Here is a 13,078-nt window from a genome sequence, read left to right on the forward strand (position 1 = left end):
CCCGGAGTTGAACATGATCACATTGGACCGTCTGGTGAACGTGCTCGGCGGGTACGGCGTGCGGCTGTGCGGCAACCCCGAGGCGCGCTCGGCCTGGCTGCGCAGCGTGGCGATGCCCGATGCCACCGACCGCCACGCCGCCGGCGATCTGCTCCTGGCCGTCGGCACCACCTCGATCGCCGAGGCCGTGCAGTGGGCCGCCGCGTCCCGAGCCACAGCGGTCCTGGTCCGCCCCGCAGAAAGCGGCGCGGACGTCGAGCGGGACGCCGCCGCGCTCGGCGACCGGCACGGGGTGGCCGTCCTGCTGGCCGATCCCGCCGTCTCGTGGAGCCAGCTCGCCGGCGTGGTGTACGGGCTGGTGCTGGAGAGCCGTGAGACCGCCTCCGGACGCGGCCCGACCGACCTGTTCGCCCTGGCCGACAGCCTGGCCGACGTCATCGGCGGGGCGGTGACCATCGAGGACCGGCACTCGCGGGTGCTGGCCTACTCCCGTTCCCAGCAGGCAGGCGACCCGGCCCGGTTGGAGACCATCCTCGCCCGGCGCGTTCCCGACCGGCTGCGCGAGCTGTTCCAGCAGCAGGGGGTGTTCGCCCGGCTGGCTGCGACGGACGAGCCGGTGTTCGTCCCCGCCGATGCCGGGCACGGCCTGACCGGGCGGATGGCCGTGGCGGCGCGGGCCGGCCGCGAACTGCTCGGTTGGGTGTGGGTGACCTGCGAGCGCCCGCTGACCGGCGCCCATCTCCGCGCGCTGGCGGACGGCGCGCGGACCGTCGCACTGCACCTGCTGCGTTCCCGGGCCAGTGCCGACCTGGAGCGGCAGGTGGAGTCGGACCTGGTCATCCGGCTGCTGGAGGGCAGCTCCGACGCCGAGACGATGATCAGCCGGCTGGGCCTGGCACCGCAGCCGATGCGGGTCATCGCCGTCCGCGCGCACACCGCCGATCGGCACGCGGCGCTGCTGCTGGCCTTCGAGCAGGCGACCACCGGATTCGGCTGGTCCAGACCCGGCCGCAGCGCGCTGCTCGGCGACACGCTCTACACCATCATGCCGGCCGAGCAGGCCGACGCGGCCCGGCAGTGGATCATCGCCCTCCACCGCGAACTGCCCGCTCAGATGCACGTCGCGGCCGGGATCAGCGCACCCGCCGAGGTCGCGGAGCTGCCCGCCGCCCGCCAGGAAGCCGACGAGTGCCTGGCGCTGCACGAGAGCGCCAGGCCCGGCGCCGTCCCGCCCGCCTACGACGAGTCCTGGGACGACATTCTGCTGCGGCGGCTGCGCGCGGCGGCGCGTACCGGCCGGACTCCGGCCCGCGGGCCGGTGAGCACGCTGCTGCGGCACGACAGCCGTCACGGTACGGGCTTCGTGGCCACGCTGCGGGCCTGGCTGATGAGCCAGGGCGACCTGGCCCTGGCCGCCGAGCAGCTTGGAGTGCATCCCAACACCGTGCGCAACCGGCTGCGCAAGATGGACGAGCTCGTTCCCCTGGACCTGAACGACGGTCGCAAGCGCCTCGCCATGATCATCATGTTGGCCGCCGTCGAGGACGAGCCCCGCCACTGACACGTTGTACCGGATCGACAACGGCGGCGCCGCGATTGTCGCCCGCCCACAACGCCGCAGGTCGCCGCCAGGGCCATGCTGACTGGGACACCCCGTCATTCGTCCCGTTGGAGGTTGGGCATGGTCGGCAACTGGCCGAGATCGGTGATCGTGGTGGGCGCGGGCATCGTGGGCCTGTCGACGGCCTGGTTCCTGCAGGAACGCGGCGTCCAGGTCGACGTGGTGGACCGCGGGGGAGTGGCGGCCGGCGCCTCCTGGGGCAATGCCGGATGGATCGCTCCCGGCCTGGCGATCCCGCTGAACGAGCCCGCCGTCCTGCGCTACGGCCTGCGCTCGCTGCTGAACCCGGCCGCGCCGCTGCACGTGCCCGCGAGCCTCGACCCGGGCCTGTGGCGGTTCCTGGCCGGGTTCGCCGCCAACAGCCACTGGCGGTCCTGGACCCGCGCCGCGCGCGCCAACGTGCCGCTCAACGACGAATGCATCGAGGCCTACGAGGTGCTCGCCGCCGACGGCGTGTCCGCCCCGGTCGTCGCGGCGCCGATCACGGCCGCGTTCCGTACGCCACGCCAGGCCCAGGGGCTGCTGCGCGAGCTGCGCAGGCTCCAGGCGGTCGGGCAGCGGGTCGATCACACCGTGCTGGACGGCGACCGGCTCAGCGAGCACGTCCCGCTCGCCGGCGACCCGCTCAGGGCAGGGGTACGGATCGACGGCCAGCGCTACGTCGACCCGGGCGCCTTCGTGCACGCTCTGGGCAAGGCCGTCATGCGACGCGGCGCGACCGTGTACGCCGTCGAGGTCGACGAAGTGCGTACCGATGACAGGAAGGTGGTCGTCCGCTCGGCCAAGGGCACCGTCCTGTCCGCCGACGCGGTGGTGCTCGCCACCGGCGCGTGGCTGCCCCGGCTGGCCCGGGAGTGGGGCGTGCGCGTCCCGGTGCGGGCGGGCCGCGGTTACTCCTTCACCGTGCCGGTCGACCATCCCGTCCCCGGTCCCGTCTACCTGCCCGACGTACGTGTGGCGTGCACGCCGTACCAGGGCCGGCTGCGGGTGGCGGGCACCATGGAGTTCCGGGACCCGGACGCCCCGCAGGTGCCCGCCCGGCTGGAGGCCATCATCGCCTCCGCCCGTCCGCTGCTGCGGGGTGTGCACTGGGAGGAGCGGACCGACCTCTGGGTAGGGCCTCGCCCCGTCACTTCGGACGGACGGCCGCTCATCGGCGCGACGGTGGCTCCCACCGTCTACGTGGCGGGCGGGCACGGCATGTGGGGCATGGCCCACGGCCCGATCACGGGACGGCTGCTGGCCGAACAGATCACCACCGGCAAGCAACCCGCCGCCCTGGCCGACTTCGACCCCCTCCGCTGACCCACGGCAGCGCCGCCGAGCCTGACGGAGACGTTCCCCAGGAGCCGCGTGAGACAGCTATTGCATAGGAAGCTTTCCTATTTAATACTGCGATCAACGCAGCGTATCGCGGCGCGCGATGCTCCATCGCGCTCCTGCTGCACGTGACGCCCTGTCCCACTGACTCGGCGACTTACTGCCCGGAGGTCCTCGTGGTTCGTCGTGTCCCTGCCCTCCTCACCGTCATGCTCGCCGCGCTCGGCGCGCTGTCCATCTCCGCCGCGCCGGCGCAGGCGGCAGACGTGGAGGTGACCTACAGCCCGATCTCGCTCGGCGACTACTGCTCCGCCAGGGTCAATTCCTCCTCCACCATCGGCTTCTACAACGGCGGCCTGAGCTGCTACCGCTGGAGCAGCGGCGGCTCCGGCATGACCTACACCGGCAGCGGAAGCGCCTCCGCCGCGTGCGCGTACTTCAACCCCACCTACACCTACCTCGGCTCTGCCCAGGGCGCCAGCCAGGCGCTGATCTGCAGGTACTCGGTCTGACCTGCGCCGATGCCGCCGCGCGGGCGAGGTCCGTCCGCGCGGTCGTCGTCGCAGCGAGGGCTTTCGTCGTGCACGGCCAGGAAGTCCATCGTCGTGCCGTCAGGAGGTGCGAGCGTCGTAGTTCTCGCGGTTTGCGAGGACCTCGGCCATGTGCGTCTGCGCCCAGTTTCTGAGCCCGCGCGTCATGTGGTGGAGCGAGAGACCGAGGTCGGTCAGCTCGTAGGAGACGGTGACAGGGACGGTTGGCGTCACGGTACGGGTGAGCAGACCATCGTGTTCCAGCGACCGTAGCGTCTGGGTCAGCATCTTCTGGCTGACCCCGGCCAGAAGCCGAGAGATCTCGGAGTAACGCATCGCCTTCGGGGCGTCCGCGTGTGCCGCACCGGGCCGGCGAGGGCTGTTGTCGCCGCCCAGCGCGCACAGGATCAGGACGACCCACTTGTCCGAGATTCGGTCGAGCAGCTGCCGGCTGGGGCACTCTGCCAGGAACGCGTTGTACTCCACCTTGGCCTGAGCCCTCTTCTGAGCCGCCTTCATCGTCGTCACTGATCGCACCTCTCACCGATGGGTGGGTTACGCACTCCAAAGTGCCTACTTCCTGACAGGAAGTTTCTCTCCAATGCTGATGCAGGGAGGCAGAAGGCGCCACCCCCAAGTGCACGACGAAAGGCGACAAGATGAGCACACCCTCCCTCTCTCTTCCCGGCGGCACTTGGCCTCTGGGCGACCTGACCGTCACCCGGTTCGGCTACGGCGCCATGCAACTGGCCGGCCCGTGGGTCATGGGGCCGCCCGCCGATCGCGACGGTGCCCTGGCCGTTCTGCGCGCAGCGGTCGACCTCGGTATCACTCACATCGACACCAGCGACGCCTACGGGCCGCGCGTCACCAACGAGTTGATCCGCGAGGCACTGCACCCCTATCCCGAGTCGCTGCACATCGTGACCAAGGTGGGCGCGACCCGCGACGAACAGGGTGGCTGGCCTCCGGCCCGGCGACCCGAAGATCTGCGCCGCCAGGTCCACGACAACCTCGAGTCCCTCCGGCTCGACGTACTCGACCTGGTCAACCTCCGGCTCGGCAACGCCGAAGGTCCCCAGCCCGGCTCGCTCGCCGAGGCGTTCGAGACGCTCGTCGAACTCCGGCAGCAGGGCCTGATCCGCCACCTCGGGGTCAGCAACGCCACCGCGGAGCAGGTCACCGAGGCACAGAGCATCGCGCCGATCGTGTGCGTGCAGAACATGTACAACCTCGCCCACCGCCACGACGACAAGCTCATCGACCGGCTCGCCACCGACGGCGTCGCGTACGTGCCCTTCTTCCCCCTCGGGGGCTTTACCCCGCTTCAGTCCTCGGCGCTCTCGGCGGTCGCCGCTCGATTGGAGGCGACACCGATGTCCGTCGCACTGGCCTGGCTGCTGCAGCGATCACCGAACATCCTGCTCATCCCCGGCACGTCATCCACGGCACACCTGCGCGAGAACATCGCCGGCGCGGGACTCTCCCTCTCTCATGAGGACTTGACCGAGTTGGACGACATCAGCCGCTGAATGCCCCAGAGCCAAACGGGCCACAAGCCACGACCGAAGCCACGATTCAAGTTCCGGCCCCGGTCACCTTCGCACACTGAACAACCGAGCCACCGACGTGCCGGCCTACTTCGAACGCCCGGGCACTTCCAACGGACCGGCCGAGGTCATCAACGGACGGCTCGAACACCTCCGCGGCTCCGCCCTCGGATTCCGCAACCTCACCAACTACATCACCAGATCCGCCGTTTTGTCCTAACCGCCACTGCGCGATATGCGATCAAGCCAGAAGCGCGCATTTCAGTAATGCACCCCTGTCTTGTCTGCCACATTTGCGCGGGGGGACGGCGCGCCCTTCTGGTCCTCCAGGGACGTATTCCGGCTGCTCATCACCTCAGCGCCAAGCGTTACGGGATAACACGACTTTATTTGGGTTACATTATGCATCCTTGACAGCACTCAATGTCAAAGATCATGGTGGAGGCATTCGCCCGGCGGCCTTCAAGTCGTGATTGAGGTCTGGGCACGGTCTGTTTTCGTCGGATACGACAGGGGGAATTTCTGCATGTCAGAATTCATCAACGTCCTCATCGCCATCGACGCGGAAACCATTCTCGGAAGGTTCGGCAAGAACACCGAGCCGAACGGGCCGACATCGATCCCCGACAGCAGCAACCTGATCTACATGACCACCCGGCAGAACCAACTCGGCGGCGCTCCGGGCAGCGAGTTGACAATCAACGCCTCCCCAATGGACATCATCAGGTGGCGCGAGACGACACTATCCCTGAACTCCGAGTACACCGGCATCCTCTACAGGTTCAACACCCTGGCAGGACAGGACCTGATCAGCACCCCCGTACCAAGGTCGGTGATGCTCAGCGAGCCACAGCCGAACAGCCAGGACCCGCTGAATCCCACCACCCAGAGAATCAACAGCTATTACTGGGAGTGCGAGGTCCTGGACACGGGGACGGTCACCTACAACTTCAGCTTCATGATTCTCAACCACAAGGGTGAGAAGCAGGGTTACTACTGCTGGGACCCCTTCATCAATATTCAGCCCTAGGGGCCGGCGCACACCGGCTCGTACGCTCTGCCCGGCACGTACAGGCCCCATTCCTGCCGGGTGAGCGCCCGCTGGGCCGAGGCGCAGACGTTCTCCACGCGCACGGCGGGCAAAGCCACGTTCCAGAGCCGGATCGTCTTGTCGTAGCCGGTGCTCACCAGCGTGCGACCGTCGGGGGTGAAGGCCACTGCGGAGACGTCCTCGCGATGGCCGGTCAGCGGGCGGCCGAGCTGCCGCCCGGTGGCGACGTCCCAGAGCCGGATCGTCCGGTCGCGGCCGGCGCTGGCGAGCAGCCGGGCATCGGGGGAGAAGGCCACCATCCAGACCGTGTCGGTGTGTCCGACCAGTGGCTGCCCGAGTTGTCGTCCGGTGGTCACGTCCCACAGCCGGATCGTCCGGTCGGCGCTCGCGCTGACGAGGAGGCGGCCGTCCGGGCTGAAGGCGACGTGCTCGACGGCGCCGGTGTGGCCGCGCAGCGGGGTGGTCTTGTCGCTGCGTGTGCGCGGATCGAGGAGTCTGATGGTCCCGTCGTCCATGCCGATGGCGAGGGTGGCGTCCTTGGGGGCGAAGGCCAGGGACGAGGCTTGGACGCCGGTCACCGGCGCGCCGAGCTGCCGGTGCGCGCGCACGTCCCAGAATCGTAAAGTGTCGTCGAATCCGGTGCTGGCGAGCGTCGCGCCGTCGGGGCTGAACGCCAGCGCCAGCACCCAGTTGTCGAGGTGCGCGGCATGGCCGAGCAGCGGTTCCCCGATCTTGCGCCGCGTGGCGACGTCCCACAGCCGGATCGCCCCGTTGCTCTGTCCGGTGGCGAGCACCTTGCCATCGGGGCTGAAGGCGACCGGGCCGTGCTCGCCCATCTCACCGGCCGACAGGGGCCCGCCAAGCCGGTCGCGCGCGGCCAGGTTCCACAGGAAGGCGCCGGGCACGCTTGATGTGGCCAGCGTGCTCCCGTCGGGGCTGAGCGCCATGCGGTAGATGGTGCCCGTGCCCCGCTTGGTGACAGGTCTGCCTGCCTGCCGACCGCGCAGGAGGTCCCACACGCGGACGGTGCCGTCGACGCCGGCGCTCGCCAGCCGCGTCCCGTCCGGGGAGAACGTCACGTCCTGGGGCGTGCCGGTGTGGCCCACGAGAGGTGTCCCCACCTGCTCGCGGGTGACGGTGTCGTACAGGACGACAGTGCCGCCGCCGTCGGCGGCCAGGAGCGTGCCGTCGGGGCTGACGGCCAGAGCAGCGCCGGGCCCTTTGAGCGGGGCGCCGATCTGTGTGTGGGTGGCGGTGTCCCACCAGCGCACGGTGTCGTCGCTGTCGACGCTCAGCAGTCTGGTTCCGTCGGGGGTGAAGGCCACCTTCCACGCCTCGATGTTCCCCGTACGGGTCACCGGGCTGGGCCTGATCTCGCGATGCCGGGCCACGTCCCAGAACAGCACCTGCCCGCGCGTGCCGGCGGTGGCGAGCGTCTTCCCGTCTGGGCTGAAGGTGACGTCCTCGGCCTGGTCGGTCTGGAAGTCCCCGATCCGCCGGCGGGTGGCGACGTCCCACAGGTACAGCGTGCCGTCCCCTCCTACGGCGGCGAGCGTCGCGCCGTCCCGGCTGATGGCCAGAGCCTCGAAGGGCGTGGTGGTCCCATCGGTGAACCCGGGGACGGCGATCGGATCGCCGGAGGGGCGCCGGGTGGCGACGTCCCAGATCCGGATGGCGCCCCCGTCGGCCTGCTCCGTGCGGCTCGCGCCGAACAGCAGCCGGCCGTCCTGGCTGAAGGCCAGCCCCGTCGCCCATTCCCCAGGCCCGGTGGTGAAGCGCGCGGCCTGGCGGCCCGTCGCGGTGTCCCACAGCCGGACGGTGCCGTCGCGCCCCGCCGACGCCAGGAGCCTGCCGTCGGGCGCGAACGCCACCTCGTCCACCACCCCCGTGTGGCCGGTGAACACGGAGCGGGCCGGGTTGAGCAGGGCGGCGGTCGTGGCCGCGCGGGCCTCCGGCGTGTCCCTCATCCTGCGGGCCGCCACCGCCAGCAGCCGTGACAGTGCCGGGTCGGTCTCGCCGAGCTCCAGGCTGCGGCCCGCCAGCTCGCGCGAGCGCGCGGCGTCCTCCTGCGCGCTCGCCTCCGCGGCGCGGTTCGCGGCGAAACCCGCCCCGACCACCGACGTCAGGAACAGGATCACCAGTGCGGCCAGACCCGCGCGGCGGAAGCGGGTGGCCCGCCTCTCCAGCCGGTCGCTCTCGCGCAGGAACACACGCTGTGCCCCGGTCAGCGCGGGACCGCGCACGGGGTCCGCCTCCCAGCGCGGGAACACCTCTCGCAGCGCAGCCAGCCGGGTACCCCGGTAGAGGAATTCCGGGTCGCGCTTCCTCGCCTCCCAGTCGGCGACGCCGTCCAGGAACTGGCGGAACAGCACGTGGTCGCCGCGGCCCTCGTCGAGCCACTTCTTGAGCTTGGGCCACTCCTCCAGCAGCGCGTCGTGGGCGATCTCCACCGCGCCGTGCGCGTCGCCGCTTCGGCCGTCACCCGGGTCGCCGCTCCGGACCAGGAGCCGGCGCTCGGTGAACGCCTCCAGCACCGCTTCGACGTCGTCCGTGCCGCCCGCCGGACGCCTGCCGACCAGCTCGTCGCGCGCCACCCGGCGGCGCACGGGTCGCCCGTCGGGTCCGATGACGGCCAGCCTCAGGAAGACCTCCCGCGCGACCTGACGCCGTTCGGCGGAAAGGCTTTCGTACACCTCGTCGGCGGCCGACTCCACGGCGTGGGCGATCCCGCCGACCTCGCCGTACGCCTGGCTCGTCAGCGTGCCGCCCGCGCACTTCTCCCAGGTGAGCAGCATCGCGTGCGACAGCAGGGGCAGCGCGCCCGTGCCGTAGGCGGCCTCGCCGGTCCGCGAGCGCAGGTCATGCAGCACGTCGTCGACCAGCGCCGGCTCGACCTGGACCCCGGCCGCCGTGGCCGGTCCCGTGATGGCGCGGCGCAGGTCGGACTCCGTCATGGGGCCCAGCGTGTACTGCCCGCCGTCCAGCGCCTCGGCCAGCACGGGATGGGCGTTGCACTCGGTGGCGAAGTCGCCGCGCACGCCCAGGACCACGAGCGCGGCCGAGCGGGCCGCCGCCACCAGGGCGGTGGCGAACGCCTCCCGTTCCTCCCGCCCGGCCAGGAGGAACACCTCCTCGAACTGGTCCACGACGAGCACGAGCCGGCCCGGGTCGCGGCGCTTCAGCCGCTCGGCCTCGGCCAGTACGGCGTGCCGCACGGTCAGGTGCGCGTCCTGAGGGTTGGCTCCCAGTGAGCGGCGCACCGCCCCGGCCTCCAGTTGACCGAGATGGCTCAGCCGGACCGCCAGTTCGTCGAGCGGGTGCTCTCCCGGCGTCATCAGTTCCTGCGGCCAGTGCTCGCTGCCGGGCGCGCCGGGCAGCAGGCCGCGGGAGATCGCGGGCCGCAGCCCGGCCCGCAGCAGCGAGGACTTGCCCGCTCCTGACGCCCCGGCCACCATGACCAGGCCCGACCCGGTCAGGCGCTCCGCCAGCCGGCCGAGCAGCCGGGCGGTGTCCCGCTCACGGCCGTGGAAGATCGGCGCGTGCTCCCGTTCGAACGGCCACAGGCCCCGGTACGGCGCCGGCCCGGCACGCCAGCGGGGACCGGGTGCCCCCTCCGGCCGCGGGGCGTCCAGGCGCCCGTTGAGCAGCGACAGCTCTTCGAGGATCCGGATCGAATGCTCGTACTGCCTGAGCATGAGATCGCGGTCGCTCCGGGCCCGCGCCTCCTCGTGGTGCCGTACCCGCAGAAGCTCGGTCACCTTGCGCGACATGTCCTCCAGAAGCAGGCGGAACTCGGCGAAGTCGCCGCTCAGCTCGCCGAACGCCTCGGTGAGGCGCTCCTGGATCCGGCGGTCGCCGCTGACGACCGCCGCCTCGATGGCGGCGCCCGCCGCGTCCACCCGGTGCAGCACCGCCGCCATCGCGCGCCGCAGCTCGCCGGCGCCCTCCCCGCCTTCCTCCAGGCTTGCGAGGAGCCGGGCGACGACCTCGGCCTCGAGCTCCTCCTGCGTGGGAGGACGGCCGGAGGTACGCCGCCGCAACGCCTCCGCCGCCTTGATCAGCACGTCGGCGAGCACGTTGCCGCCCACTCCGCCGAGCACGTCGGCCCCGGCGGCGAGCAGGTTGCCGGAGGTCAGCGGGATGAGGGCGCACGCGCACAGCGTCACCACGATCCCGTGCGGCGACAGCTTCAGCAGGCCGCCGCCCATGCGCCGCACCACGTCGGCGATCCGTTCCCGGGCCGCGCGTGCCTGCTGGGCTCCGGGCTCCTCCCCGGTCGGCTCCATGCGCGCTCCCGTCCGTCCGCGAAGGCACCCTGCCGTACCGGTTCATCGCCGACGGCGGGCTCGCCGCTACGTCCGGTACGGGCGAGCTGCAGGCGGACCCTGATCAGCCGCGTCGGCGCGCTCAGCGAGGGATGAAGCCGCGGTAGACGATGCGCCGACGCCGGAGCACCGGCCACTGCCGGTCCTTGATGCCGCTCAGCGCGAGGGCGGTCATCGCGCCGGCGAGGAAGGTGCCCACGATGACGCTCATGACCAACATGAAGGCGATCTCCACAATAATCCCCTCGTCAACAGTTGAAATCTGAACTTGATGACGTGAACAGCGCCCTTCCCCGCTCTATTCCGCGAGGTCTGCGACGGTGAACCTCAAGCTTGCGACGTCGAAGCTTCAGCGGCTCAAGGTGCGCTCTGATCGTGGGTCTCGCCATGATCGGTGTCCGGCGCCATGGTCTGAATACGCGCCTGCGCGACCTGCCGCATGATGCGGTGGGCCCCGCACGCCTCGGCGGTGGCGTACGCCTCTGCGGCCAGCGCCACCGCGTCGTCCCGTCGCCCTTGCGCGGCGGCGATGTAGATCAGCCCTACCTGGTTGGCGGCAACAGCGGCCGGCAGCCCGAGCTCCCGGCATAGCCGTACCGATGCCTCCAGATGCTCCCGGGCGGCGTCCAGCCGGCCCGCGGCATGGTCCGCGATCCCCAGGTGCCGGAGCACTTCCCACTGGGTGTATCGGTCGCCTGCCGCAGTGGCCAGGTCGTACGACTGCTCAAGGAGGGGAATGGCGCGGTCGGGGTCGCTCCGTACGACCTGGTGGAAACAGCCCTCCCAGAACACCGAACCCGCCTCGCCCGCCGCATCACCCAGCGTCCGGTACAGGTGTGTCGCACGCTCGAACAGCGTCAGCTCACGTGGGTCCTCGCGCCGGTCATCGAGGAACCGCGCGTGCAAGATCCGTCCCCGGGCCAACGCGAGCTCGGCTTCGACCTTGTCCAGCTCCCGCTCCGCCGCGGCCGGCTCACCGACATCGCCGACGAAGACAGGGTGCTCACAGGACAGCTTGGCCTTCTCGATGCGTCCCTCCATGCCTGCCCCGCTCATCTCGGTGACGCCCCTCGTTGCGGTCCATGACACCGTACGCCGGCGATCTCAACAAGCTCTCAGACCCATCCAACCTTCGATGGCACGAACTCAGCATCCTGCTCATGGCCATGTGTGCGGGGTCATTCGTCGTCTGGATCTGCCGGAGCCGCGGTCGGTGCGATCTGCAAGGGTGTAGCAGCCCCGCCGGCGATCTCGCGCCCCTGATTCAGTGTGTAGTCAAGCTGCCTGGCCAGGAGCGGGAGGGTCGCCGGAGGTAGATACGCATCGGCGCCGGCGTCGAGCAGGCGGCGGACCGGGCCGTGGTACTGAACTCCGAGTTCGTGGTCCTCGATTTCGGTGACGATGACGCGAGCTTTCGGGAACATCGATCGGAGCGCCGCAATCAGCTGCGGGCTGCCTGGCGGTACCAGCAGTACATCGGTTGTCGTGGGAGCCGCATGCATGTCGAGCACTACGTAGTCCGCCCCGAGCTGTGTCGACAGCGCAACCCGAGCCGCGGTCGACAGCTCCATCGCGGTGGCCACGACCGTCACGCTCTCGTAGTCGATCGGTGCTTGATCGTTGGCCTCGTCCGGCGCGTCGCGATCGACGATGGCGCCTTGGACCACGTCGATGGTGCTGGAGATTGTCGCTATCGACGCGCCGTCACGCGTGACGACCAAGTTCTCGCCAGGCTCGAGGGCGTCGATGAGCACCACGATATCTTCGGGAAGGCGGGCCACGTCGATTCGCTGCACCGCGCGTGGGGCGCGTTTGCGGATCACCATGCCTGGGACGCGCTCACGGCTGCGTAGGCACCCTGTGTCATGAGCAGCCCCGGTCGCCTGTCGACATGGTCGCTGCCCCGGAGGCGCCGTTCAACCCGATGATCACATGAATCCCTTCAGATACCGTGACCTTGTTGGATGCCACTGAACGCTCATTGGTTCGAGCCGCGCCGGAGATTCCTTCATCGACCCGCTGGTACTCCGCACGGACAAAGATCGCGACGTAAGGCCAACTGTCCCGTGCCACCCAAGCCGGACCGGTGTCACCGATGTCCGATGGAACCGAGCCAGGTCGCAGACGAGGACGCCGTGGTGAAGCGGATCACATGCAAGGGAGCAAAGCGTGGGTCATCGATGCGCTGCTGTATGTCCGCTCGTCGCGCCGCGTGCTGGGACCATGCCCACCATGCGGGGTGATCTCGCCGGAACCATTCCGCCACGGTCTCCCGGTTCCCGTTGAAGATTGATTCGCGGAGAAGTGTCCTGCGCAGTGACCGCCGCAGGATCCGAGGCATGATGATCCGCCGTGGGTAGTCCAGCCATACGACGGTGTCGGCGCGTTCCCATAGCAAGTCACGGACCTCTGGGTACCCGAACGAGTCGAAGACCCAGGCCGGTGAGTTGGCGATCTCTGCGACCTGAGCGGGAAACCGCTCGTTCACGGTCCAACCGGGACCGGCGAAGTACAGGGCGTCCATCTCGTGATAGGACACGGCGAGTTGGCTGCTCAGGGCCCGTGCCATGGTGGATTTACCCGCCCCGCTGATGCCGACTACCAGGATGCGCTGCATCCATGCAGGCTAAGCCCTGGGGACAGCGGCGGAACGCGAGGGGACAGGGGATGTCCTGAGCCGG

11 protein-coding genes and 1 pseudogene are annotated in these 13,078 nt (G+C 70.0%); 6 read left to right on the plus strand and 6 right to left on the minus strand.

Going from position 1 to position 13,078, the window contains the following annotated elements:
- Positions 1 to 13 precede the first annotated feature (13 nt).
- The 3 genes from ACIHFD_RS17965 (at position 14) to ACIHFD_RS17975 (ending at position 3,453) form a co-directional block, all read left to right on the plus strand.
- Complete coding sequence (locus tag ACIHFD_RS17965) at positions 14 to 1,561, plus strand: PucR family transcriptional regulator (protein WP_397367841.1); 1,548 nt, start codon at positions 14 to 16, stop codon at positions 1,559 to 1,561.
- A gap of 120 nt (positions 1,562 to 1,681) precedes the next feature.
- A complete protein-coding gene (locus tag ACIHFD_RS17970) occupies positions 1,682 to 2,926 on the plus strand; it encodes an NAD(P)/FAD-dependent oxidoreductase (protein WP_397367842.1) in 1,245 nt (414 codons plus the stop codon).
- Positions 2,927 to 3,117: 191 nt separating this feature from the next.
- Positions 3,118 to 3,453 carry a hypothetical protein gene (locus ACIHFD_RS17975; RefSeq protein ID WP_363985453.1) on the plus strand — a complete coding sequence of 112 codons (336 nt, stop codon included), beginning with the start codon at positions 3,118 to 3,120 and terminating at the stop codon, positions 3,451 to 3,453.
- Positions 3,454 to 3,552: 99 nt separating this feature from the next.
- Here the strand turns inward: ACIHFD_RS17975 and ACIHFD_RS17980 are convergent, their stop codons facing one another.
- On the minus strand, positions 3,553 to 3,999 hold the full coding sequence (locus tag ACIHFD_RS17980; RefSeq protein WP_355196781.1) for a helix-turn-helix domain-containing protein: 447 nt from the start codon (positions 3,997 to 3,999) through the stop codon (positions 3,553 to 3,555).
- A 131-nt stretch (positions 4,000 to 4,130) separates the two neighbouring features.
- Between ACIHFD_RS17980 and ACIHFD_RS17985 the strand changes: the two genes are divergently transcribed.
- From ACIHFD_RS17985 to ACIHFD_RS17995, 3 genes and pseudogenes are all read left to right on the plus strand, one after another.
- A complete protein-coding gene (locus ACIHFD_RS17985) occupies positions 4,131 to 5,003 on the plus strand; it encodes an aldo/keto reductase family oxidoreductase (protein WP_397367844.1) in 873 nt (290 codons plus the stop codon).
- A gap of 70 nt (positions 5,004 to 5,073) precedes the next feature.
- A pseudogene (locus ACIHFD_RS17990) lies at positions 5,074 to 5,241 on the plus strand (transposase); the annotation flags it as partial.
- A 306-nt stretch (positions 5,242 to 5,547) separates the two neighbouring features.
- Entirely contained in the window at positions 5,548 to 6,051 is a 504-nt protein-coding gene (locus ACIHFD_RS17995; protein WP_397367845.1) for an inclusion body family protein, read from the plus strand.
- Here ACIHFD_RS17995 and ACIHFD_RS18000 read toward each other — a convergent pair.
- The 5 genes from ACIHFD_RS18000 to ACIHFD_RS18020 form a co-directional block, all read right to left on the minus strand.
- Positions 6,048 to 10,358 (minus strand): AAA family ATPase, encoded by a 4,311-nt coding sequence (locus tag ACIHFD_RS18000; protein WP_397367846.1) that lies wholly within the window; start codon positions 10,356 to 10,358, stop codon positions 6,048 to 6,050. The genes ACIHFD_RS17995 and ACIHFD_RS18000 overlap by 4 nt on opposite strands.
- A 121-nt stretch (positions 10,359 to 10,479) precedes the next feature.
- Positions 10,480 to 10,608, minus strand: coding sequence for a hypothetical protein (locus tag ACIHFD_RS18005; RefSeq protein ID WP_355196773.1), 129 nt, complete (start codon positions 10,606 to 10,608; stop codon positions 10,480 to 10,482).
- A 146-nt stretch (positions 10,609 to 10,754) separates the two neighbouring features.
- Positions 10,755 to 11,438, minus strand: a complete 684-nt coding sequence (locus tag ACIHFD_RS18010; protein ID WP_397367847.1) for a hypothetical protein — start codon at positions 11,436 to 11,438, stop codon at positions 10,755 to 10,757.
- 137 nt (positions 11,439 to 11,575) lie between these two features.
- Positions 11,576 to 12,223, minus strand: coding sequence for a hypothetical protein (locus ACIHFD_RS18015; protein WP_397367849.1), 648 nt, complete (start codon positions 12,221 to 12,223; stop codon positions 11,576 to 11,578).
- Between the two features lie 263 nt (positions 12,224 to 12,486).
- Complete coding sequence (locus tag ACIHFD_RS18020; RefSeq protein WP_397367850.1) at positions 12,487 to 13,014, minus strand: hypothetical protein; 528 nt, start codon at positions 13,012 to 13,014, stop codon at positions 12,487 to 12,489.
- Positions 13,015 to 13,078: the final 64 nt, after the last annotated feature.

It is taken from the genome of Nonomuraea sp. NPDC051941 (assembly GCF_044593615.1).